Consider the following 19,634-nt stretch of genomic DNA (forward strand, 5'->3'; position numbering starts at 1 on the left):
TGCACAGCGGAGGCTTCACTGCCTAGCATGAAGCGCATCGCCGTTCCAGCCGATGCCTTCGATGACAAAGACTTCTTTCATTGCCCGATGCACGCGCCTGGCCGGCGCGGCTCTGCTGTCGCCGTTGCTGCTTGCCGGCGCATTCGCCGCCGAGCCCGCCAAGGACCATCCGCTGGTCGGCCGCTACGAGTGCGCGGTGCTCGACGGCTACAAGGCCGCCGCGTACGACGAGGTCGGCCTCATCAAGGAGCCGTTCCAGAACTGGGGCGGCGGCAAGCCCGACCTGCTGCGGGTCGAGGGCAAGGTCACGCTCTACCTTTACCGCCTGCCCAAGGAGCGCTCGCTGCTCGAGGTGCAGCGCAACTACGAGTCCAGCCTCAAGGCCAAGGGCTTCGAGGTGCTGTTCACCTGCGGCACGGCCAATGCGTCGTGCTACAGGCCGCGCCCGGGCAGCGTCGACACCACCACGCCCTACGACTTTGCGCTGGCCTTCGACGAGCCCGAATGGCCGCGCCTGGGCAGCCGGGGCGACTACGCGCGCAACTACTTCGCGGTGAGCGGCCGCTACCTGCTGGCGAAGAAGACCGGCCCCACGGGCACCGTGTACGCCAGCATCGCGCTGGCCGAGCACAACGCCGACGTGGGCAACCACGCCTTCGTGCGGGTGGTCGAGACCAAGGCGATGGAAGACAACAAGATCGTCTTCGTCGATGCCACGGCCATGCAGAAGAGCCTGGCGGAGACAGGGCGCGTGAACCTCTACGGCATCCTGTTCGACCTGGACAAGGACGTCATCAGGCCCGAGTCGCAGCCCACGCTCGACGAAATGGCCAAGCTCATGCGCGGCAATCCGCCGCTGAAGCTCTCGGTGGTGGGCCACACCGATGCGCAGGGCGACGCGAAGCACAACGACGATCTCTCGAAGCGCCGCGCGCTGGCGGTGATCGCGGCGCTGGTGAAGGCCGGCGTGGACCCGCGCCGCTTCACGACCCGCGGTGCCGGGTCGGCCGAGCCCGTGGCGCCGAACGACAGCGAGGCGGGGCGCGCGAAGAACCGCCGGGTCGAACTGGTCCGGCTCTGAGCCGGGCTTCAGATGACCGGCACGCTGGTCTCCTTCAGCACGCGCAGCACGAAGTGCGACTTGCTGTGGCGGATGCCGGGGATCTTGTAGAGCTTCTCGCGCAGCAGGCGCTCGTAGTCGCGGGTGTCGCGCACGGCGATGCGGATGTAGTAGTCGTAGTCGCCTGATACCAGGTAGGCCTCCTGGATCTCGGGGATGGTCGCGAGCACGCGGCCGAAGTCGTAGAGAGTCTCGTCGGTGTGGCTCTCCAGCGTGACCTGCACGATCACCGAGTCGTGGTAGCCCAGCTTGGCCGGATCGACGTCGACCGTGTAGCGCTTGATGACGCCCGTGGCCTCGAGCTTCTTGATGCGCGTCCAGCAACTGGTGGGCGACAGGCCGACCTCGTTGCCGATCTCCTGCAGGGTCTTGCGGGAATCGAGCAGCAGCACACGGAGGATCGCCAGATCGGTCTTGTCGAAAGATCCTTCGTTGTCACCGATGATTTGCCGATTGATTTTCATGAATCGAGTCAGAAGAGCCAAAAGAAAGATGCATATTTTGCGCTCAAACCGGAAGAATCGACGGCATGCGACTGCTCGACCTACCCCTCACGCCCTCCCTGTCCCTCCACCCCGAGGCGCCCCCCGTGGTGCGCAACGGTGCCGAAGCCCTGCTCGACACGCTGGTCGAGTGCGGCGTCGACACCATCTTCGGCTACCCCGGCGGCGCGGCGCTGCCGCTGTACGACGCGCTGCACGGCGAGCCGCGGCTGCGCCATGTGCTGGTGCGCCACGAGCAGGCGGCGGTGCATGCGGCCGAAGGCTATGCGCGCAGCACCGGCCGGGTGGGCGTGGTGCTGGTCACTTCCGGCCCCGGCGTGGGCAACACCATCACCGGGCTGCTCGACGCCATGAGCGACTCGGTGCCGGTGCTGTGCATCAGCGGGCAGGTGGCGACCGCGGTGATCGGCACGCAGGCTTTCCAGGAGAGCGACGCGCTGGGCATGTCGCGCTCGGTGACCAAGTGGAACCGCCAGGTGCGCTCGGCGGACGACGTGCCTTCGCTGGTGCGCCGCGCGCTGGAGATCGCCACCACCGGCCGCCCCGGGCCGGTGCTGCTCGACGTGCCGAAGGACATCCAGCTCAACCGCCTGAGCCATGCGCCCGAGCCGGCGCCGCTGCGCGCGCTGCGCACCAGCCGCGCCGCGATGCCGCCCAAGGCCATGATGCAGCGCGCGGCCGACCTGCTGTCCACGGCGCGCCGTCCGGTCATCTACGGCGGCGGCGGGCTCATCAACTCCGGCCCCGAGGCCTGCGAAGCCTTCACGCGACTGGTGCACCTGCTGCACGCGCCGTGCACGCTCACGCTGATGGGGCTGGGCGCCTTCCCGGCGTCGGACCCCAAGTTCATCGGCATGCTGGGCATGCACGGCATGCTCGAGGCCAACCTGGCGATGCACGAGGCCGACCTGGTGGTGTGCATCGGTGCGCGCTTCGACGACCGCGTGACCGGCAAGCTCGACGAGTTCTGCCCGCATGCGCGCAAGATCCACATCGACATCGACCCCGGCAGCATCAACAAGGTGGTGCACGTCGACGTGCCGATGGTGGGTGACTGCGCGACGATCCTCGAAGGCCTGCTGGCGCTGCTGCCCGACAGCTTTGCCCCCGAGCGGCTGGCGCCGTGGTGGTCGCGCATCGAACGCTGGCGCGCCGAAGACTGCCTGGCTTTCGAGACGCGCCAGGACGCGATCCTGCCGCAGCAGCTGATGTCTTCGCTGAACCGCGCCATCGGCGGGCGCGACGCGATCGTCTCGACCGACGTGGGCCAGCACCAGATGTGGGCCGCGCAATACCTGCGCTTCGACAGCCCGCGCCGCTGGCTTACTTCAGGCGGCGCCGGGACCATGGGCTACGGCCTGCCGGCCGCCATCGGCGCGCAGATCGGCCACCCCGAGGCGCTGACGGTGTGCGTGAGCGGCGATGCGTCGGTGCTCATGAACATCCAGGAGCTGTCCACTGCCGTGCAGCACCGCGTGCCGGTGAAGCTGGTGCTGTGCAACAACGGCTACATGGGCATGGTGCGCCAGTGGCAGGAACTCAACCACGGCAACCGCCTGAGCCACAGCTGGAACGAGGCGCTGCCCGACTTCGTGGCCCTGGCCAAGGCCTTCGGCTGGGGCGCGCGCCGCGTGACCGACCCGGCCGAACTGGAAGAGGCGCTGGCCGAGTGCCTTGCGAGCGATGGACCGTTCTTCCTCAACGTCGAGGTGGCGGCGCAGGAGAACTGCTTTCCGATGATGCCGTCCGGACACGGCCACCACCGCGTGATGCTGGCCAAGGACCGCTGGTACGAAGAGGCCTGATCAAACGATGGGGTTGTAAGGCTGTTGGGGGTACGTATAGATCCTCTTCTCGTAAGAAGTGGGAACCCGGGTGCCGCCTTCGATGGTTTTTTCTATATGCGCGATCTGCTGCATGTAGATGACGGCCCGGCTGAACATATGGAACTTTCTGCCGTCCGGATGTATGACGGTGATGTGAAAGTAACTCTGCCCGTTGAAGTTCTGTAGCTGATGGAAGCCGAGTTCGACCGTGACATCGGTTTGACTGTCCAGCACCGCGGTGGCCACGTCGTGGAGTTCATTGGCATGGTTATGGGCGATTTCTCTTTTTGCCCATGTGTTCAGCATGGTGCATATCTGCTGCCAGCTCGACGCGCCCAGGGTGTTGTAGTCATCGGCGTACTGCAATCCATGCTTTGCCTGGAGCCCATTGATGTTGTCCCAGTCTTTGGCAAATGCGATCCCCATGTAGTCCTCCTGTTCGATGGATGGATGTTGGCATCCGTCCGGAGGCCGATCCATTTCATTCCATTACAGGCCGGTCCCGGCTGAACCTAGGAGTGCCCGTCCACCCGCATCTGGAACAGGAAGTAGGGCGGGATGCAGGCGCCGCGCCCTTCGGGCTGGCCGTCGGCCTGCGCGCAGATGTAGTCGTCCCGGCAGGCCTGCTGCGCCGAGCAACTGCGCAGGTTGCCGGGGCGCGTGTGCTTGGCCAGGCATTCGCCGAACGGCTTCTTCGCGGCCAGGCAACTGTTGAAGTCGCTCAGGATGGCGATGCCGCCGCAGGTGCCGTTCGGGTCCTTCGGGTCACAGGGACCCGAGCACATGCCGCCCGGGAAGCCGACCGAGGTTTTCTCGCACACCGAGGCCGCGCCTTCGCAGGCGATGCGCGGCAGCTTCTCGGCGCGGTCGAGCCAGGGGTTGGCCGATGGCGTGATGCGCGTGGGCTCGCAGCGCGCGCCGACCGTCGCGGGCTCGGCGGCGGTGTCGGCTTCCAGCGGCTCGGCGAGCGGGCGGAACGGATCGGGCCGCGGCGTCGACAGCGAAGCCTGCACATAGGCCGTGCGCCGCGCCAGTTCGTCCTGCACGTGAGGCGAGTGCGGCACCGCGAGCGCGTTGCCGGTGGTGAAGGTCCGCGACGCACCGCGCCGGTCCACGCCCAGCAGGTGAAAGCCCGCGACCGCGCGGCTCTGGTGGCAGCCCATGCAGCTCAGGTCGTCGAGGCGGCGCAGCAGCGCCTGCGGTGAACGCAGCGTGCGGCTGCCGGGCACCGCCTGCCATTCGCCGGGCGCGAAGACCTGCTCGAAAGGGCGGTTCGCGAGCCGCTCCAGCCCGCGCGGTGCGACCGACACCGCTTCGGTCGCGAGGAATTTCTCGGGAATCTGCAATGTCGCCTCGTCGAGCGCGCGCAGGTTGTCCGGCTGCCGCAGCCACTGCTGCAATTCCTTGCGCAGCGGCGCGCTGGCCTTGAGCTTTGCGACATCGGGCGTGTTTTCGAGCGGCTTTGCCTCGTAGCGCTTCGTGCCCGCATTCCAGCGGAAGGCGCGCAGCATGTACTCGGCATGACCGCCCAGGTCGGGCCGTACCGCCGAGGGCCAACGCACGCTCTGCAGGTTGGTCGTGATCTGCGAGATGCGCGCGTGTTCCAGGCGCTTGGGCGCCAGGGGGCCGTCGGCCGACACCAGCCAGCGGCCCAGCGCTTCGTCGCCGGTCGCGCCCTGCGGCGGCTGCCAGAGCCTGGCCGTGGCCGCACAGCTGCCGTCGGCGTCGGGCGCGTCGCCGCGCAGTTCCACGTTGACGGTCATCGGCAGGCGCGACTGCATCGCGGCGGTGCGGTAGGCCAGCCGGTACACCAGCCGCGTCTCACCGCAGGCGCCGTTCTGGAAAGGACGCCGGTCCATGCGGTTGGCAACGCCGACCAGTTCGAAGAACGCATCGGGGCTCGCGAGCCAGCGGGCGTCGAACAGCCGGTGCGCATAGCGCGCAACGCCGACGCCGGCCTGCCGGTCGCGCCGCTGGATGCCGGCGAGGCTGTCGCCCAGCGGGCCGGTGATGGTGCGCCACGCGGGTGAACGCGCCAGCGACTCGTTGGTGGCGACGCCGTCGCTCGATGCCGGTGCTGCCGCATCGAACCAGCGGGCGAATCCGGCACCGGAGCGTTCGGCCGCCCGCAAGGCGGCGGGCGCGGTGACTAGCAGCACCGGCTCGGCGGCATTCGCGGCGCTCGCCACGGAGCTCGTCGCCGCGGTGACGACCAGCGCGAGGAGCAAGGGCAGGCGGTGTCTGAGGAATTGCACGCGGGCGATCTTGCAGGGCCGGTGCGCGCTCAGTCGGCGATCAATGCCGGGTCGACGCGCCGCACGCGGTGGTCGATGTAGTAGCCGCCGAACTCGGTGTAGCGCAGCACCAGCAGCTTGCATGCGGTGCAGCGGTACACGTTGCAGCGGTTGAACGGAAAGTGCGTGACCGAGATCGGCGCGTCCGGCGAGTCGTAGCGCGTTCCGGCGGGGTGCCATTCCTCGAAAGTCGGTTCGTACAGATCCGGATCGCGCAGCGTGCCGACCTGCTGCATCAAGGCTTCTGGCCAGCGCTCTTCGGTGATGCTCTCCCAGGCCGCGGCTTGCTGGAGGCGGCAGGCGCACGGCGATGCGTCGGGGGTGGATGCAAGGGCGAGTCGCCGCAGTCCGGCGGCGTCGAGGAGAGATGTGGGTGTGTTCATGCGCGTGCCTGCGTGGCAGCTGCCGCCCATGGGGCAGGGCTTTGGATGATACGAGGCCGGCCCGCGCCTTCATGGCCGACATGCCGAGTCAGACAAGGCCGCTATCTGGCGTAGATCTCTGCGCCCAAGGGTGCGCACGCGCTGCGCTGCGGCGATTTGTCTGGAAAAATGCATTTCAATGACAACAGAACCGCCGCCGACAACACAACAACAAAAGCTCAGGGTGCTCTTGGTCGAGGACGATGCCGACACGCTCGCCACCACCCTGAAGCTGCTCGAAGCCCTGGGGCACTGGGCAACGGGCGTGAAGAGCGCCGAGGCCGCGATCGCGCGCTTCTTCGATGGCGCTTTCGACGTGGTGATGGTGGACATAGGCCTGCCCGCGCTGTCGGGCCACGACCTGGCCGAACGGCTCCTGCATGACCACCACGTGCCGGTGATCTTCGTGACGGGGCAGGCCGAGCCGGCCACGGCAATGAAGGGCACGTCGTGGCTGCGGAAGCCCTACACGGTCGAGCAACTGACCCAGACGCTGGAGCGCTCGCTGGCCACGGTGAGGTAGCGGACCGGCAGGCGGGATCACTGGCGTACAAGACGCGGCCGCGAGCGCGGCCTATCCTGCGGCGGTCTTGAACCCGCACGCTGCGTGAGAAACTACGAAGCCGATGCGGCCGGTGCTCCACCGGCTGGCCGGCCCCTTCGGGCCGATGGGCGGTGACGTATGGGATACAGAGATAAGTTGTTGAATTCAAACAAGAAAATTCTTTCGGTCGCTCCGATGATGGACTGGACCGATCGCCATTGCAGGTTCCTCCACCGCCTGCTGTCCCGACACGCGCTGCTCTACACCGAGATGGTGACGACCGGCGCGCTGATACATGGCGACGTTCCCCGGCACCTTCGCTTCAACGCCGAGGAGCATCCCGTGGCGCTGCAGCTCGGCGGCAGCGAGCCTGCGGATCTTGCGCACTGCGCCAAGCTGGGCGAAGAGTGGGGCTACGACGAGATCAACCTGAACTGCGGCTGCCCGAGCGAGCGCGTGCAGCGCGGCGCTTTCGGCGCCTGCCTGATGAACGAGCCGCAACTGGTGGCGGATTGCGTGAAGGCGATGGTCGACGTGGTCAGCGTGCCCGTCACCGTAAAGCACCGCATCGGCATCGACAAGATCGAGAGCTATGAGTTCGTGCGCGACTTCGTCGGGCAGGTCAGCGAGGCCGGCTGCCACACCTTCATCGTGCATGCGCGCAATGCGTGGCTGCAAGGGCTGAGCCCGAAGCAGAACCGCGAGATCCCGCCGCTGCGCTACGAGCTCGTGCACCGGCTGAAGCATGAGTTTCCCGCGCTGAATTTCTCGATCAACGGGGGCATATCGGCCAATGCGCAAGTGCACGAGCACCTGCGGCTGCTCGACGGCGTGATGATCGGGCGCGAGGCGTATCACAACCCCTGGTGGCTCGCCGAATGGGACGCCGAGTTCTACGGCGCCGCGCCGCAGGCGCTGACGCGCGAAGAAGTCGAGTCGCTGATGTGCGACTACATGGTCCGCGAGGCCGCCGAGCACGGCACGCAGTGGTCGTCGATCGCGCGCCATATGCTGGGCTTGCGCAACGGCCTGCCGGGCGCGCGCCGCTGGCGGCAGGTCTGGAGCGACCATCGGCACAAGACGCTGCCGCCGCACGAGGTCATGGCACTCGCGCACGAGCCGGCGGTCCAGGCGGCCTGAACCCGGCGCGCCTGCTTCGGCGCTCGGCACGGGTGTTTTCACGCCTGTTTGCCGCTAAATGAAACATTGTTTCGAAATTGCTACTTCATGATAAGTGGCACGTCAACCGTTTTTTGCTGAAAAATGAGGTGCATCAGGGAAATAAGAAGGTTTCGATTCAATGAATGACGCGATTGGCGGCAAAGAAGAAGTGAGCGCGCTCGCTCGCGGCCTGGCTCTCCTCAAGGTCATCGGCATGGCGGCGGCACCCATAGGCAATCGCGAACTGGCAGATACCACGGGAATTCCCAAGGCCACGGTGTCGAGGCTCACCGCCACGCTGGTGAGTGCAGGGTATTTGCGACAGTCGCAAGACAACGAGCGCTTCAGCCTGGGGCCTGCGCTGCTCGACATGAGCAGCCGCTACCTGCTGCATTTCGATTTGCGCACGGTGGTTCGGCCGCACCTGGCCGAGTTGGCGGAGGCGGCCGGCGTCAGCGTGCACATGGGTGTGCGGGACGAGCTCGACATGCTCGTGATCGATTCGCTGCGGCCGCGCTCGGCGGTGATCAGCTCGCGCATCGAGGTCGGCACCCGAATGACTATCGCCACATCGGCAGCCGGCCGGGCGTATCTGGCGGCGCTGCCCGCGACGGAGCAGGCCGAGTTGCTGGAGCAGATCCGGCTCGAGAGCGGCGAGAGCTGGCCGACCATCAAGCCGCATCTCATGGCGGGCCTCGAAGAATATGCGCGCCTGGGCTACTGCGGTTCTTTCGGTGACTGGAACCCGCACATCCACGCCCTCGGTTTCGCGCTGCAGGGGCCGCGCGGCGAGCGGTACGCGGTCAGCTGCGGCGGTCCGGCCTACCTGATGCCCAAGGAAGCCATGGTGACGCGCATCGCGCCACTGTTGCTGGACACGGCGCGTGCCATCGCCAGGGAAATCGGCACCCTCGGCCATCACGACTGAAGCGCCGTTCCCTTTTCGGGAGGCCAGCGCCTAGTTCGCGGCTTCGAGGCCGTTCCTGAAGTGCTCGCGCATGCGGGCCATGGCCGCCTCGGCATCGCGAGCCTCGATGGCGGCCATCACCGCGCGGTGCTCCGCCAATGATTCCGCGATCCGCCCCGCCTTCAGCAGCGAGTTGCGGCGGTTGAGCTTCATCACCTTGCGCAGGTCGGCCACCATCTGGTCGCGCCACTTGTTGTCCGCGATGGCGAGCAGCCGCATGTGGAAGCGCTCGTTCACGGCAAAGAAGTGCTCGCGGTCCTCGGGGGTGGCGGCGGCTTCCAGCTCGGCGTGCAGCGCCTTCAACTCGGCGCGCTGCGCGTCGGTGGCGCGCTCGGCCACCACGCCGGCGGCATCGCTCTCCAGCAGCGAGAGCAGGTGGTACACGTCGGCCAGGTCCTGTTCGGACACCTCGGTCACGTAGGCGCCGCGCCGCACCTTCATCGTCACCAGGCCCTCGGCGGCCAGCACCTTCAGCGCCTCGCGCAGGGGGGTGCGGCTGATGCCGTACTCCTCGGCCAGCTTCAGCTCGTCGATCCAGCTGCCGGGCTCCAGTTCGCGGCGGAAGATCCGCTGGCGCAGCAGCTCGGCCACCTCTTCATAGAGGGCGCGGGGAGTAAGGGTGACGGCGGACATGGGCCGCACTGTACTTCAAAATCGGGTTTGAATTAATAATTATGGATGGGGTAGACTCGCGAACGACTTGCAAATCCGTGCAAGCAAATTTGCAAATACCTCTGCAAGACACTGCGAAGCGGCCCCTCATGAGCAGCACACCCGAACCCTCTTTCAAGCCCGCCGATCTCGAAGCCTGGGCCAAGGCCGCAGCCAAGTCGGCTCCCGGTGGCGACGTGAGCGCGCTGAACTGGATCACGCCCGACGGCATCAGCGTGAAGCCGCTCTACACCGCGGCCGACCTGCAGGGTCTCAAGTACACCGACACGCTGCCCGGCTTCGAACCCTACCTGCGCGGCCCCCAGGCCACCATGTACGCGGTGCGGCCGTGGACCATCCGCCAGTACGCGGGCTTCTCCACCGCCGAGGAGTCGAACGCCTTCTACCGCAAGGCGCTGGCCGCCGGCGGGCAGGGCGTGAGCGTGGCCTTCGACCTGGCCACCCACCGCGGCTACGACAGCGACCATCCGCGCGTGACCGGCGATGTCGGCAAGGCCGGGGTGGCGATCGATTCGGTCGAGGACATGAAGATCCTGTTCGACCAGATCCCGCTCGACAAGGTGAGCGTGTCCATGACGATGAACGGCGCCGTGCTGCCGGTGCTGGCGGGCTACGTGGTCGCGGCCGAAGAGCAGGGCGTGGCGCAGGATCAGCTCAGCGGAACCATCCAGAACGACATCCTCAAGGAGTTCATGGTCCGCAACACGTATATCTTTCCGCCGGCGCCGAGCATGCGGATCATCGGCGACATCATCGAGTACACGGCGCAGAAGATGCCCAAGTTCAACTCGATCTCGATCAGCGGCTACCACATGCAGGAAGCCGGCGCCAACCAGGCGCTGGAGCTCGCCTTCACGCTGGCCGACGGCAAGGAATACGTGAAGACCGCGCTGGCCAAGGGCCTGGACGTCGACGGCTTCGCCGGGCGCCTGAGCTTCTTCTGGGCCATCGGCATGAACTTCTATCTCGAAGTGGCCAAGATGCGCGCGGCGCGCCTGCTGTGGTGCCGCATCATGAAGGAGTTCAACCCCAAGAACCCCAAGAGCCTGATGCTGCGCACGCATTGCCAGACCTCGGGCTGGAGCCTCACCGAGCAGGACCCGTACAACAACGTGGTGCGCACCACCATCGAGGCCATGGCCGCGGTGTTCGGCGGCACGCAGAGCCTGCACACCAACGCGCTCGACGAGGCCATCGCACTGCCCACCGAGTTCAGTGCCCGCATCGCGCGCAACACGCAGCTCATCATCCAGGAAGAGACGCACATCACCAACGTGATCGACCCCTGGGCCGGCAGCTACATGATGGAGAAGCTCACGCAGGACATGGCCGATGCGGCCTGGGCGATCATCGAGGAGGTCGAGGCCATGGGCGGCATGACCAAGGCCGTGGACAGCGGCTGGGCCAAGCTCAAGATCGAGGCCGCCGCCGCCGAGAAGCAGGCGCGTATCGACTCCGGCAAGGACGTGATCGTCGGCGTCAACAAGTACAAGCTCAAGAGCGAAGACGCGATCGACAGCCTCTCGATCGACAACGTGAAGGTGCGCGAGCAGCAGGTGGCGCGGCTGCAGAAGATCCGCGCCTCGCGCGACACCGCCCGCGTGCAGGCCGCGCTCGACGCGCTCACAGAAGCCGCCGAGAACAACACCGGCAACCTGCTGGCACTGAGCATCGACGCCGTGCGCCTGCGCGCCACGGTGGGCGAGATTTCGGACGCGCTCGAAAAATCATTCGGCCGCCATCGGGCCGACACGCAGAAGGTGACCGGTGTGTACGCAGCTGCCTACGACTCCGCCGAAGGCTGGGAAGCCCTCAAGACCGAAATCAACGCCTTCGCCGAGGAACAGGGCCGCCGTCCGCGCGTGATGATCTCCAAGCTCGGCCAGGACGGCCACGACCGCGGCGCCAAGGTGGTCGCTACCGCGTTCGCCGACCTGGGCTTCGACGTGGACATGGGCCCGTTGTTCCAGACGCCCGAAGAATGCGCGCGCCAGGCCATCGAGAATGACGTGCACGCCGTGGGCGTGAGCACGCTCGCGGCCGGCCACAAGACGCTCGTGCCGGCCATCATCGACGAGCTCAAGAAGCAGGGCGCGGACGACATCATCGTGTTCGTCGGCGGCGTGATTCCGCGGCAGGACTACGACTTTCTCTACGAGGCCGGCGTCAAGGGCATCTACGGGCCGGGCACGCCCATTCCGGCCAGCGCCAAGGACGTGCTGGAGCAGATTCGCGCGGCGGTCACGGCCTGAGGCGCGACGTGGGCGATCTCTTGTCGCGGCTGTCGCTGCAGCCGGTCGATTCCAGCGATTTCGAAGCCATGCTGGCCCTGCGCATCGACGCGATGCGCCCGAGCCTGGAGCGCGTGGGCCGTTTCGACGCCGCACGCTCGCGCGAGCGCCTGAGCGCGGGCTTCGTCGTGCCGTACATGCACCACATCGTGCTCGATGGCGACCAACGCATCGGCTTCGTCACGCTCAAGCCGGAGGACAGCGATGCGCTGCGCCTCGACCACCTCTACTTGCGCTCCGGCTTCCAGGGCCTGGGCATCGGGGAATGGGTGCTGGAATGGGCCAAGTCGCAGGCGCGCGCGCAGCGGCTGGACATCAAGCTCACCGCGCTCATGAAGAGCGACGCCAACCGCTTCTACCTGCGGCACGGCTTCGTGCTCGAAGGCGAGGAGGGCGTCGACCTGCACTACCGCTGGCGCGTGGCGTCGGAGGCGGTGTGCTGAATACGGCACAGGCGCTCGAACGCGCCGTCGCCGAAACCGATGGCATGGCGCAGCGGCGCGCCATCGCCAAAGCCATCACGCTGCTCGAATCGACGCGCGCCGACCACCGCGCGCAGGCCGACGAACTGCTGACCGCGCTGCTGCCGCGCACGGGCAACTCGTTTCGCCTCGGCATCTCGGGCGTGCCCGGCGTCGGCAAGTCGACCTTCATCGAAACACTGGGGCTGCTGCTGATCGGCAAGGGTCACCGCGTGGCGGTGCTCACCATCGATCCGTCGTCCACCGTGTCGGGCGGCTCCATCCTGGGCGACAAGACGCGCATGGAGCGCCTTTCGGTGCACGAGCGCGCCTACATCCGCCCCAGCCCCTCGAGCGGCACGCTCGGCGGCGTGGCCGAGAAGACGCGCGAGGCCATGCTGGTGTGCGAAGCCGCCGGCTACGACATCGTGATCGTGGAGACCGTCGGCGTGGGCCAGAGCGAAACGGCCGTGGCCGGCATGACCGACATGTTCGTGCTGATGCAGCTTCCAAACGCCGGCGACGACCTGCAGGCCATCAAGAAGGGCGTGATGGAGCTGGCCGACCTCGTGGTCATCAACAAGGCCGACATCGACAAGGACGCCGCCACGCGCGCGCAGGCCCAGATCACTTCGGCGCTGCGGCTGTTCGGCCACCAGGGCAACCCCGACCACGCACACGCGGTGCACGACGCGCACAGCGGCGCTGAAGTGCGCTTCTGGCTGCCCAAGGTGCTGCAGCTCAGCGCGCTCGCCGACACCGGCGTCGACGCATTCTGGGAAGCCGTCACGCAATTCAGGCAACTGCAGACCGCCAACGGCAAGCTCGGCAAGCGCCGCGAGAAGCAGGCCACCGCGTGGATGTGGGAGCGGATCGACGCAGGCCTCAAGCAGGCCTTCAGGCATCACCCCCAGGTGCGCGAGCTGCTGCCGCAGCTCACGCAGCAGGTGGCACAGGGCACGCTGCCGGCATCGGCCGCGGCGCGCAGCCTGCTCGCCGCGGCCGCCATCACGGCCAGACCATGAGACACGAAATTCAGGACCACAGCTTCGGAAGCACACCATGCAAGAACTGATCGAACAACTCGAAAAGCGTCGCGCCCAGGCGCGTCTCGGCGGCGGGCAGAAGCGCATCGACGCGCAGCACGCCAAGGGCAAGCTCACGGCGCGCGAGCGCATCGAGCTGCTGCTCGACGACAACACCTTCGAAGAGTGGGACATGTTCGTCGAGCACCGCTCGGTCGACTTCGGCATGGCCGAGCAGAAGATCCCCGGCGACGGCGTGGTCACCGGCTACGGAATGATCAACGGCCGCCTGGTGTTCGTGTTCAGCCAGGACTTCACCGTCTTCGGCGGCGCGCTCAGCGAGGCGCATGCCGAGAAGATCTGCAAGGTGATGGACCAGGCCATGAAGGTCGGCGCACCCGTCATCGGCCTGAACGATTCGGGCGGCGCGCGCATCCAGGAAGGCGTGGCCTCGCTCGGCGGCTATGCCGACGTGTTCCAGCGCAACGTGATGGCCTCCGGCGTGGTGCCGCAGATCAGCATGATCATGGGCCCCTGCGCGGGCGGCGCCGTTTACTCGCCGGCCATGACCGACTTCATCTTCATGGTGAAGGACAGCAGCTACATGTTCGTCACCGGCCCCGAGGTGGTGAAGACCGTGACGCACGAGAGCGTGACTGCAGAGGAACTCGGCGGCGCCATCACCCACACCACGCGCAGCGGCGTGGCCGACATGGCGTTCGAGAACGACGTCGAGGCGCTGATGATGCTGCGCCGCCTGTACAACTACCTGCCGCTCAACAACCGCGAGAAGCCGCCGGTGCGCCTGGGCAACAACGGCCTGGGCGACCCGGCCGACCGGCCCGACTATTCGCTCGACACGCTGGTGCCCGACAACCCGAACAAGCCCTACGACATCAAGGAACTGATCCTGAAGGTGGTGGACGACGGCGACTTCTTCGAGCTGCAGCCCGACTACGCGAAGAACATCGTGATCGGCTTCGCTCGCATGGAAGGCCAGACCATCGGCATCGTCGCCAACCAGCCGCTGGTGCTGGCGGGCTGCCTGGACATCAAGAGCAGCATCAAGGCCGCACGCTTCGTGCGCTTCTGCGACGCCTTCAACATTCCGGTCGTCACCTTCGTCGACGTGCCAGGCTTCATGCCCGGCACGGGGCAGGAGTACGGCGGCATCATCAAGCACGGCGCCAAGCTGCTCTACGCGTATGCCGAGTGCACGGTGCCGAAGATCACCGTCATCACGCGCAAGGCCTACGGTGGCGCCTACGACGTGATGGCCTCCAAGCACCTGCGCGGCGACGTCAACCTGGCTTGGCCGCGCGCCGAGATCGCGGTGATGGGCGCCAAGGGCGCGGTGGAAATCATCTTCCGCGAGGACAAAAACGACCCCGAGAAGCTCGCTGCCCGCGAGGCCGAATACAAGGCCCGCTTTGCGAACCCGTATGTGGCCAGCGCACGCGGCTACATCGACGACGTGATCCTGCCGCACGAGACGCGCAAGCGCATCTGCCGCTCGCTGGTGATGCTGCGCGAGAAGAAGCTCGAGAACCCGTGGCGCAAGCACGGGAACATTCCGTTGTGATTCAACGCTCTGTCCAGCTCCTGGTTTCCGCACTGGCCATGCTGGGAATCACATCGGGGTGCAGTGCCGCCGATTCAAAGTTGCCGGCATTCGACGCGCGTGGCGTCCAATGCGGACTGCTCTTCAAGGCGCTACACGTCCCCGCAAAAGCGGAGGCGAATCGCTCTTCGGACTCGCCCGATACGGCGCGTGCAGAGGCTCTTGGACAACTGCTGGCCCCGCTCAAAGGTGAGTATGAACGTCTGCTTGCTGGCTGGGGAAAGTCGTTGCCCGCGTCAGGAGCCTCCGATGAGTTGAAAGTCGTTGCGTCTGCATGTGCGGCGCGTTTGTTTCCGCAGGCGTCCGAGGCTACTGTCGGGCGGTGCGGCGAAACGTGGCAAACCTCTTTCATCCCGGCGGTCATGCGCTTCAAAGGGCGCCCCTTGTCCGAAGCTCAGTCCACGCTGAAGTACATGGGCACAGAGACTTCCGATGCGAGCAATACGCGGCTTGTCGAGTTCTTCTACGCCTATCCCGTCGACTCGTACCGTGAGCCGATGGCAATCACGCGAGTGACGGGTGCATGGCTTGAAAAATGTCTGACGGAGATGTAGGCCGTCAGGCCGGCAAATCTGACAAGTGCAGAACATCATCTTGATGAGAAACGAGTAAAGCAAATGTTCAAGAAAATCCTGATCGCCAACCGCGGTGAGATCGCCTGCCGCGTCATCCAGACGGCCAAGAAGATGGGCATCCTCACCGTCGCCGTCTACTCCGACGCCGACAAGGAAGCCCGCCACGTCGAGCTGGCCGACGAGGCCGTGCACATCGGCGCGGCCCCGAGCCGCGAGAGCTATCTGCAGGCGGACCGCATCATCGCGGCCTGCAAGCAGACGGGCGCCGAGGCCGTGCACCCTGGCTACGGCTTCCTGTCGGAGAACGAAGCCTTCGCACGCAAGGTCGAGGAAGAGGGCATCGCCTTCATCGGGCCGAAGCACTATTCGATCGCGGCGATGGGTGACAAGATCGCCTCGAAGAAGCTCGCGAACGAAGCCAAGGTCAACACCATTCCGGGCTGGAACGATGCCATCGAGACGGCCGAGCGCGCCGTGGAGATTGCCAACGACATCGGCTACCCGGTGATGATCAAGGCCTCGGCCGGCGGCGGTGGCAAGGGCCTGCGCGTGGCCTTCAACGACAAGGAAGCCTTCGAGGGCTTCACCTCGTGCCGCAACGAGGCGCGCAACAGCTTCGGCGACGACCGCGTGTTCATCGAGAAGTTCGTCGAGGAGCCGCGCCACATCGAGATCCAGGTGCTGGGCGACTCGCACGGCAACGTGATCTACCTGAACGAGCGCGAGTGCTCCATCCAGCGGCGCCACCAGAAGGTGATCGAGGAAGCTCCTTCCCCCTTCATCAGCGACGAAACGCGCAAGGCCATGGGCGAGCAGGCCGTGCAGCTGGCCAAGGCCGTGAAGTACCAGAGCGCCGGCACGGTGGAGTTCGTGGTCGGCAAGGACCAGAGCTTCTACTTCCTGGAGATGAACACGCGCCTGCAGGTGGAGCACCCGGTGACGGAATGCATCACCGGCCTCGACCTGGTCGAGCTGATGATCCGCGTGGCGGCCGGCGAGAAGCTGCCGCTGACGCAGGCCGAAGTGAAGCGCAACGGCTGGGCGATCGAGTGCCGCATCAATGCCGAAGACCCGTTCCGCAATTTCCTGCCGTCGACCGGCCGGCTCGTGAAGTTCCAGCCGCCGACCGAGACCATGTTCGCGAGCGACACCGAGCACCTGCAAGGCGTGCGCGTGGACACGGGTGTGTACGACGGCGGCGAGATCCCGATGTACTACGACTCGATGATCGCCAAGCTCATCGTGCACGGCAAGGACCGCCAGCATGCGATTGCCCGCATGCGAGAGGCGCTCAACGGCTTCGTGATCCGAGGCATCAGCAGCAACATCCCGTTCCAGGCGGCGCTGCTGGCGCATCCGAAGTTCGTGTCGGGCGACTTCAACACCGGCTTCATCGCCGAGCACTACGGCAAGGGCTTCCATGCGGAAGACGTGCCGCATGCCGACCCGTCGTTCCTGATCGCGCTCGCGGCTTATGTGCATCGCCGCTATCGCGCGCGCGCATCGGGCATCAGCGGGCAGCTCGAAGGCCATGGCGTGAAGGTGGGCGAGCAGTTCGTGGTGGTGGAGCTGGGGCCGGAAGGCAAGCACGTGCATCACCCGGTTTCCGTTACCGACTTCCACGGCAAGACCGGCGCCAGCTCGGTGGCCGTGGGCGGCAAGAGCTACAAGATCGACAGCAGCTTTGCGCTGGGCGCGGTCCGCGTGCAGGGCATCGTCAACGACAAGCCCTTCACCGCGCAGGTGGAGCGCGGCGCGGGCAAGAGCCCGCTGGCGCTGCGGGTGTCGCACGACGGCACGCAGATCGAGGCGATGGTGCTGTCGCCGCTGGGCGCGCGGCTGCTGGAACTGATGCCCTACAAGGCGCCGCCTGACCTGAGCAAGTTCCTGATGTCGCCGATGCCGGGCCTGCTGGTCGAGGTGTCGGTTCAGCCGGGGCAGCAGGTGCGTGCCGGCGAGAAGCTGGCCGTGATCGAGGCGATGAAGATGGAAAACGTGCTGTTCGCTTCGCAGGACGGCGTGGTCGGCAAGATTTCGGCGGCCAAGGGCGAATCGCTCGCCGTCGATCAGATCATTCTGGAGTTCAACTGATGGGTGCCAACGACTTGCAACAGGCGATCACGCTGCACCGGCCCGCGAAGGCCGCTGCCCCCAGGACCGAGGGCCCGTGGTCCGTCGAGGCGATCCAGGCGCTGCTCGACAAGCCGCTGATGGACCTGCTGTTCGAGGCGCAGACCGTGCACCGCCAGCATTTTCCCGAAGGCGACATCGAGCTGGCCACGCTGCTGTCGGTTAAGACCGGTGGCTGTCCGGAGAACTGCGGCTACTGCCCGCAGTCGGCCGAGTTCGATACCGGCGTGAAGGCGCAGAAGCTCATGGAGGTCGACGAGGTGGTGCGCGCTGCCCAAGCCGCCAAGGACGCCGGCGCCACGCGCTTCTGCATGGGCGCCGCATGGCGAGCGCCCAAAGACCGCGACGTGGAGAAGGTGGCCGTGCTGGTCGAGGCCGTGAAGGGCCTGGGCATGCAGACCTGCGCCACGCTCGGCATGCTGGAGCCGCACCATGCGCACCAGCTCAAGGCCGCCGGCCTCGACTACTACAACCACAACCTCGACACCGCGCCCGAGTACTACACCGACGTGGTCGACACGCGCACCTACCAGGACCGGCTCGACACGCTGGCCAACGTGCGCAGCGCGGGCATCAGCGTGTGCTGCGGCGGCATCGTGGGCATGGGCGAGCAGCCGGTGCACCGCGCAGGGCTGATCGCGCAGCTGGCCAACCTGAACCCGTACCCGGAATCGGTGCCGATCAACAGCCTGGTGCGCGTGCCAGGCACGCCGCTGGCCGACTCGGACCCGGTCGACCCCTTCGACTTCGTGCGCATGATCGCGGTCGCGCGCATCACCATGCCCACCGCGCGCGTGCGTCTGTCGGCCGGGCGCCAGCAGATGGGCGACGCGGTGCAGGCGCTGTGCTTCATGGCGGGCGCGAATTCGATCTTCTATGGCGACAAGCTGCTGGTCACCGGCAACCCCGACGTGGAAGCCGACACGGTGCTGTTGCGCAAGCTCGGGCTCAACGCGCGGCAGGTCCAGGAGCAGGCCACGGAAAGCTGCGCCGCATGACCGCCGCCACCACACGCCCCTTCAAGGTGCTGGGCATCCAGCAGATCGCCATCGGCGGCCCCGACAAGCTGCGGCTGCAAAAGCTGTGGGTCGACATGCTGGGGCTCGAAGTCACGGGCACGTTCAAGAGCGAACGCGAGAACGTGGATGAAGACATCTGCGCGATGGGCGTGGGCCCGTTCAAGGTCGAGGTCGACCTGATGCAGCCGCTCGATCCGGAGAAGAAGCCTGCCGTGCACACGACGCCGCTGAACCACGTGGGCCTGTGGATCGACGACCTGCCCAAGGCCGTCGAGTGGCTGACGGCGCAGGGCGTGCGCTTTGCGCCCGGCGGCATCCGCAAGGGCGCGGCCGGCTTCGACATCTGCTTTCTTCACCCGAAGGCGAACGACGAGTTCCCGATCGCGGGCGAGGGTGTGCTGATCGAGATGGTGCAGGCGCCGCCTGAAGTGGTGGCGGCTTTCAGCGCGCTCGCAGCTACGCGTTGAGCACTTTCTTGATCGGCGGCTTCACGTCCGAGCTCCTGGGCGGCAGCATCGCCTGGTGCTCTCGCGCCGGGTTCAGGATGATCGAGGTGGCGGTCTCGGTGAGGATGCAGAACTTGGTGACCACCGCATCGAGGTGGCTCACGTCGATCACCGCGATCTCCAGGATCCAGCTGTCTTCCCCGGTCACGTTGTAGGCATTGACGCATTCGGGCGTCTGCTGCACCAGCTCGACCACGCGTGCGTAGTCGGCGCGGCCCACGCGGATGATGGCGCGGATGCCGTAGCCCAGCTTGCCCAGGTTCACGGTGGCGCGGTAGCCGCTGATGACGCCAGCGGCCTCCAGCTTCTTCACGCGCTCGGTCACCGCGGGCTGGCTCAGGTGCACGCGGCGGCCGAGTTCGGCCATGGTCAGCCGTGCATCGTTCTGCAGTTCGGCCAGGATGCGGGTGTCGTGCGCATCCAGTGAGGGGTTCAAGGCGAAGTCCATGCAACTCCTTCAAATCAACGGTTGGAAGAGGGCAGAACCATTAATGTCG

The 19,634-nt window shown here is 66.5% G+C and carries 19 protein-coding genes; 13 read left to right on the top strand and 6 right to left on the bottom strand.

The window, feature by feature from the left end:
• Positions 1 to 61: 61 nt before the first annotated feature.
• A complete protein-coding gene (locus tag AC1RVW_RS03525; protein WP_493198060.1) occupies positions 62 to 1,081 on the top strand; it encodes an OmpA family protein in 1,020 nt (339 codons plus the stop codon).
• 8 nt (positions 1,082 to 1,089) lie between these two features.
• Here AC1RVW_RS03525 and AC1RVW_RS03530 read toward each other — a convergent pair whose 3' ends face one another.
• A complete protein-coding gene (locus AC1RVW_RS03530; protein WP_172839876.1) occupies positions 1,090 to 1,584 on the bottom strand; it encodes an Lrp/AsnC family transcriptional regulator in 495 nt (164 codons plus the stop codon).
• 65 nt (positions 1,585 to 1,649) lie between these two features.
• Between AC1RVW_RS03530 and ilvB the strand changes: the two genes are divergently transcribed.
• On the top strand, positions 1,650 to 3,428 hold the full coding sequence (gene ilvB, locus AC1RVW_RS03535; RefSeq protein WP_493198063.1) for a biosynthetic-type acetolactate synthase large subunit: 1,779 nt from the start codon (positions 1,650 to 1,652) through the stop codon (positions 3,426 to 3,428).
• Here ilvB and AC1RVW_RS03540 read toward each other — a convergent pair whose 3' ends face one another.
• The 3 genes from AC1RVW_RS03540 to AC1RVW_RS03550 form a co-directional block, all read right to left on the bottom strand.
• On the bottom strand, positions 3,429 to 3,875 hold the full coding sequence (locus tag AC1RVW_RS03540; RefSeq protein WP_081269014.1) for a hypothetical protein: 447 nt from the start codon (positions 3,873 to 3,875) through the stop codon (positions 3,429 to 3,431). It abuts the gene before it with no gap.
• 86 nt (positions 3,876 to 3,961) lie between these two features.
• Positions 3,962 to 5,704: a hypothetical protein gene (locus AC1RVW_RS03545; RefSeq protein WP_493198065.1), complete on the bottom strand. Its 1,743-nt coding sequence runs from the start codon at positions 5,702 to 5,704 to the stop codon at positions 3,962 to 3,964.
• Between the two features lie 29 nt (positions 5,705 to 5,733).
• Positions 5,734 to 6,126, bottom strand: a complete 393-nt coding sequence (locus tag AC1RVW_RS03550) for a hypothetical protein (protein WP_409195687.1) — start codon at positions 6,124 to 6,126, stop codon at positions 5,734 to 5,736.
• Between the two features lie 178 nt (positions 6,127 to 6,304).
• Between AC1RVW_RS03550 and AC1RVW_RS03555 the strand changes: the two genes are divergently transcribed.
• The 3 genes from AC1RVW_RS03555 (at position 6,305) to AC1RVW_RS03565 (ending at position 8,798) form a co-directional block, all read left to right on the top strand.
• Complete coding sequence (locus AC1RVW_RS03555) at positions 6,305 to 6,688, top strand: response regulator (RefSeq protein WP_081269012.1); 384 nt, start codon at positions 6,305 to 6,307, stop codon at positions 6,686 to 6,688.
• A 159-nt stretch (positions 6,689 to 6,847) separates the two neighbouring features.
• Positions 6,848 to 7,849 (top strand): tRNA dihydrouridine(20/20a) synthase DusA, encoded by a 1,002-nt coding sequence (gene dusA / locus AC1RVW_RS03560; protein ID WP_106934201.1) that lies wholly within the window; start codon positions 6,848 to 6,850, stop codon positions 7,847 to 7,849.
• A gap of 160 nt (positions 7,850 to 8,009) precedes the next feature.
• On the top strand, positions 8,010 to 8,798 hold the full coding sequence (locus tag AC1RVW_RS03565) for an IclR family transcriptional regulator (protein WP_409195686.1): 789 nt from the start codon (positions 8,010 to 8,012) through the stop codon (positions 8,796 to 8,798).
• 30 nt (positions 8,799 to 8,828) lie between these two features.
• Here the strand turns inward: AC1RVW_RS03565 and AC1RVW_RS03570 are convergent, their stop codons facing one another.
• Entirely contained in the window at positions 8,829 to 9,470 is a 642-nt protein-coding gene (locus AC1RVW_RS03570; protein ID WP_106934202.1) for a GntR family transcriptional regulator, read from the bottom strand.
• Between the two features lie 128 nt (positions 9,471 to 9,598).
• On the opposite strand from AC1RVW_RS03570, the gene scpA reads away from it, so the two are divergent.
• The 8 genes from scpA (at position 9,599) to AC1RVW_RS03610 (ending at position 19,098) form a co-directional block, all read left to right on the top strand.
• Positions 9,599 to 11,761 carry a methylmalonyl-CoA mutase gene (gene scpA / locus AC1RVW_RS03575; RefSeq protein WP_285411025.1) on the top strand — a complete coding sequence of 721 codons (2,163 nt, stop codon included), beginning with the start codon at positions 9,599 to 9,601 and terminating at the stop codon, positions 11,759 to 11,761.
• An 8-nt stretch (positions 11,762 to 11,769) separates the two neighbouring features.
• On the top strand, positions 11,770 to 12,243 hold the full coding sequence (locus tag AC1RVW_RS03580; protein ID WP_106934204.1) for a GNAT family N-acetyltransferase: 474 nt from the start codon (positions 11,770 to 11,772) through the stop codon (positions 12,241 to 12,243).
• On the top strand, positions 12,237 to 13,286 hold the full coding sequence (gene meaB, locus AC1RVW_RS03585) for a methylmalonyl Co-A mutase-associated GTPase MeaB (protein WP_409195684.1): 1,050 nt from the start codon (positions 12,237 to 12,239) through the stop codon (positions 13,284 to 13,286). Before AC1RVW_RS03580 ends, meaB begins: the two co-directional genes overlap by 7 nt.
• Before the next feature lie 37 nt (positions 13,287 to 13,323).
• A complete protein-coding gene (locus AC1RVW_RS03590; RefSeq protein WP_081269005.1) occupies positions 13,324 to 14,868 on the top strand; it encodes an acyl-CoA carboxylase subunit beta in 1,545 nt (514 codons plus the stop codon).
• On the top strand, positions 14,838 to 15,461 hold the full coding sequence (locus tag AC1RVW_RS03595; protein ID WP_493198070.1) for a hypothetical protein: 624 nt from the start codon (positions 14,838 to 14,840) through the stop codon (positions 15,459 to 15,461). Before AC1RVW_RS03590 ends, AC1RVW_RS03595 begins: the two co-directional genes overlap by 31 nt.
• Positions 15,462 to 15,524: 63 nt before the next feature.
• Positions 15,525 to 17,573, top strand: coding sequence for an acetyl-CoA carboxylase biotin carboxylase subunit (gene accC, locus AC1RVW_RS03600; protein WP_493198072.1), 2,049 nt, complete (start codon positions 15,525 to 15,527; stop codon positions 17,571 to 17,573).
• Positions 17,573 to 18,610, top strand: a complete 1,038-nt coding sequence (gene bioB, locus AC1RVW_RS03605) for a biotin synthase BioB (protein ID WP_493198074.1) — start codon at positions 17,573 to 17,575, stop codon at positions 18,608 to 18,610. The genes accC and bioB overlap by 1 nt, the downstream gene beginning before the upstream one ends.
• A complete protein-coding gene (locus AC1RVW_RS03610; protein ID WP_106934207.1) occupies positions 18,607 to 19,098 on the top strand; it encodes a VOC family protein in 492 nt (163 codons plus the stop codon). Before bioB ends, AC1RVW_RS03610 begins: the two co-directional genes overlap by 4 nt.
• Here the strand turns inward: AC1RVW_RS03610 and AC1RVW_RS03615 are convergent.
• Positions 19,088 to 19,585: an Lrp/AsnC family transcriptional regulator gene (locus tag AC1RVW_RS03615; protein WP_285411018.1), complete on the bottom strand. Its 498-nt coding sequence runs from the start codon at positions 19,583 to 19,585 to the stop codon at positions 19,088 to 19,090. The two genes, AC1RVW_RS03610 and AC1RVW_RS03615, sit on opposite strands and share 11 nt — an antisense overlap.
• Positions 19,586 to 19,634: the final 49 nt, after the last annotated feature.

This window comes from Variovorax sp. MPBD4-3 (genome assembly GCF_058809745.1).

Excerpts from the sequence above, each read along its gene's own strand:
- ilvB (WP_493198063.1), top strand. The coding sequence starts at position 1,650 with ATGCGACTGCTCGACCTACCCCTCACGCCCTCCCTGTCCCTCCACCCC.
- dusA (WP_106934201.1), top strand. The coding sequence starts at position 6,848 with ATGGGATACAGAGATAAGTTGTTGAATTCAAACAAGAAAATTCTTTCG.
- scpA (WP_285411025.1), top strand. The coding sequence starts at position 9,599 with ATGAGCAGCACACCCGAACCCTCTTTCAAGCCCGCCGATCTCGAAGCC.
- bioB (WP_493198074.1), top strand. The coding sequence starts at position 17,573 with ATGGGTGCCAACGACTTGCAACAGGCGATCACGCTGCACCGGCCCGCG.
- AC1RVW_RS03590 (WP_081269005.1), top strand. The coding sequence starts at position 13,324 with ATGCAAGAACTGATCGAACAACTCGAAAAGCGTCGCGCCCAGGCGCGT.
- AC1RVW_RS03540 (WP_081269014.1), bottom strand. The coding sequence starts at position 3,875 with ATGGGGATCGCATTTGCCAAAGACTGGGACAACATCAATGGGCTCCAG.
- AC1RVW_RS03555 (WP_081269012.1), top strand. The coding sequence starts at position 6,305 with ATGACAACAGAACCGCCGCCGACAACACAACAACAAAAGCTCAGGGTG.
- AC1RVW_RS03615 (WP_285411018.1), bottom strand. The coding sequence starts at position 19,585 with ATGGACTTCGCCTTGAACCCCTCACTGGATGCGCACGACACCCGCATC.
- AC1RVW_RS03610 (WP_106934207.1), top strand. The coding sequence starts at position 18,607 with ATGACCGCCGCCACCACACGCCCCTTCAAGGTGCTGGGCATCCAGCAG.
- AC1RVW_RS03530 (WP_172839876.1), bottom strand. The coding sequence starts at position 1,584 with ATGAAAATCAATCGGCAAATCATCGGTGACAACGAAGGATCTTTCGAC.
- AC1RVW_RS03525 (WP_493198060.1), top strand. The coding sequence starts at position 62 with ATGACAAAGACTTCTTTCATTGCCCGATGCACGCGCCTGGCCGGCGCG.
- AC1RVW_RS03550 (WP_409195687.1), bottom strand. The coding sequence starts at position 6,126 with ATGAACACACCCACATCTCTCCTCGACGCCGCCGGACTGCGGCGACTC.
- AC1RVW_RS03570 (WP_106934202.1), bottom strand. The coding sequence starts at position 9,470 with ATGTCCGCCGTCACCCTTACTCCCCGCGCCCTCTATGAAGAGGTGGCC.
- AC1RVW_RS03565 (WP_409195686.1), top strand. The coding sequence starts at position 8,010 with ATGAATGACGCGATTGGCGGCAAAGAAGAAGTGAGCGCGCTCGCTCGC.
- accC (WP_493198072.1), top strand. The coding sequence starts at position 15,525 with ATGTTCAAGAAAATCCTGATCGCCAACCGCGGTGAGATCGCCTGCCGC.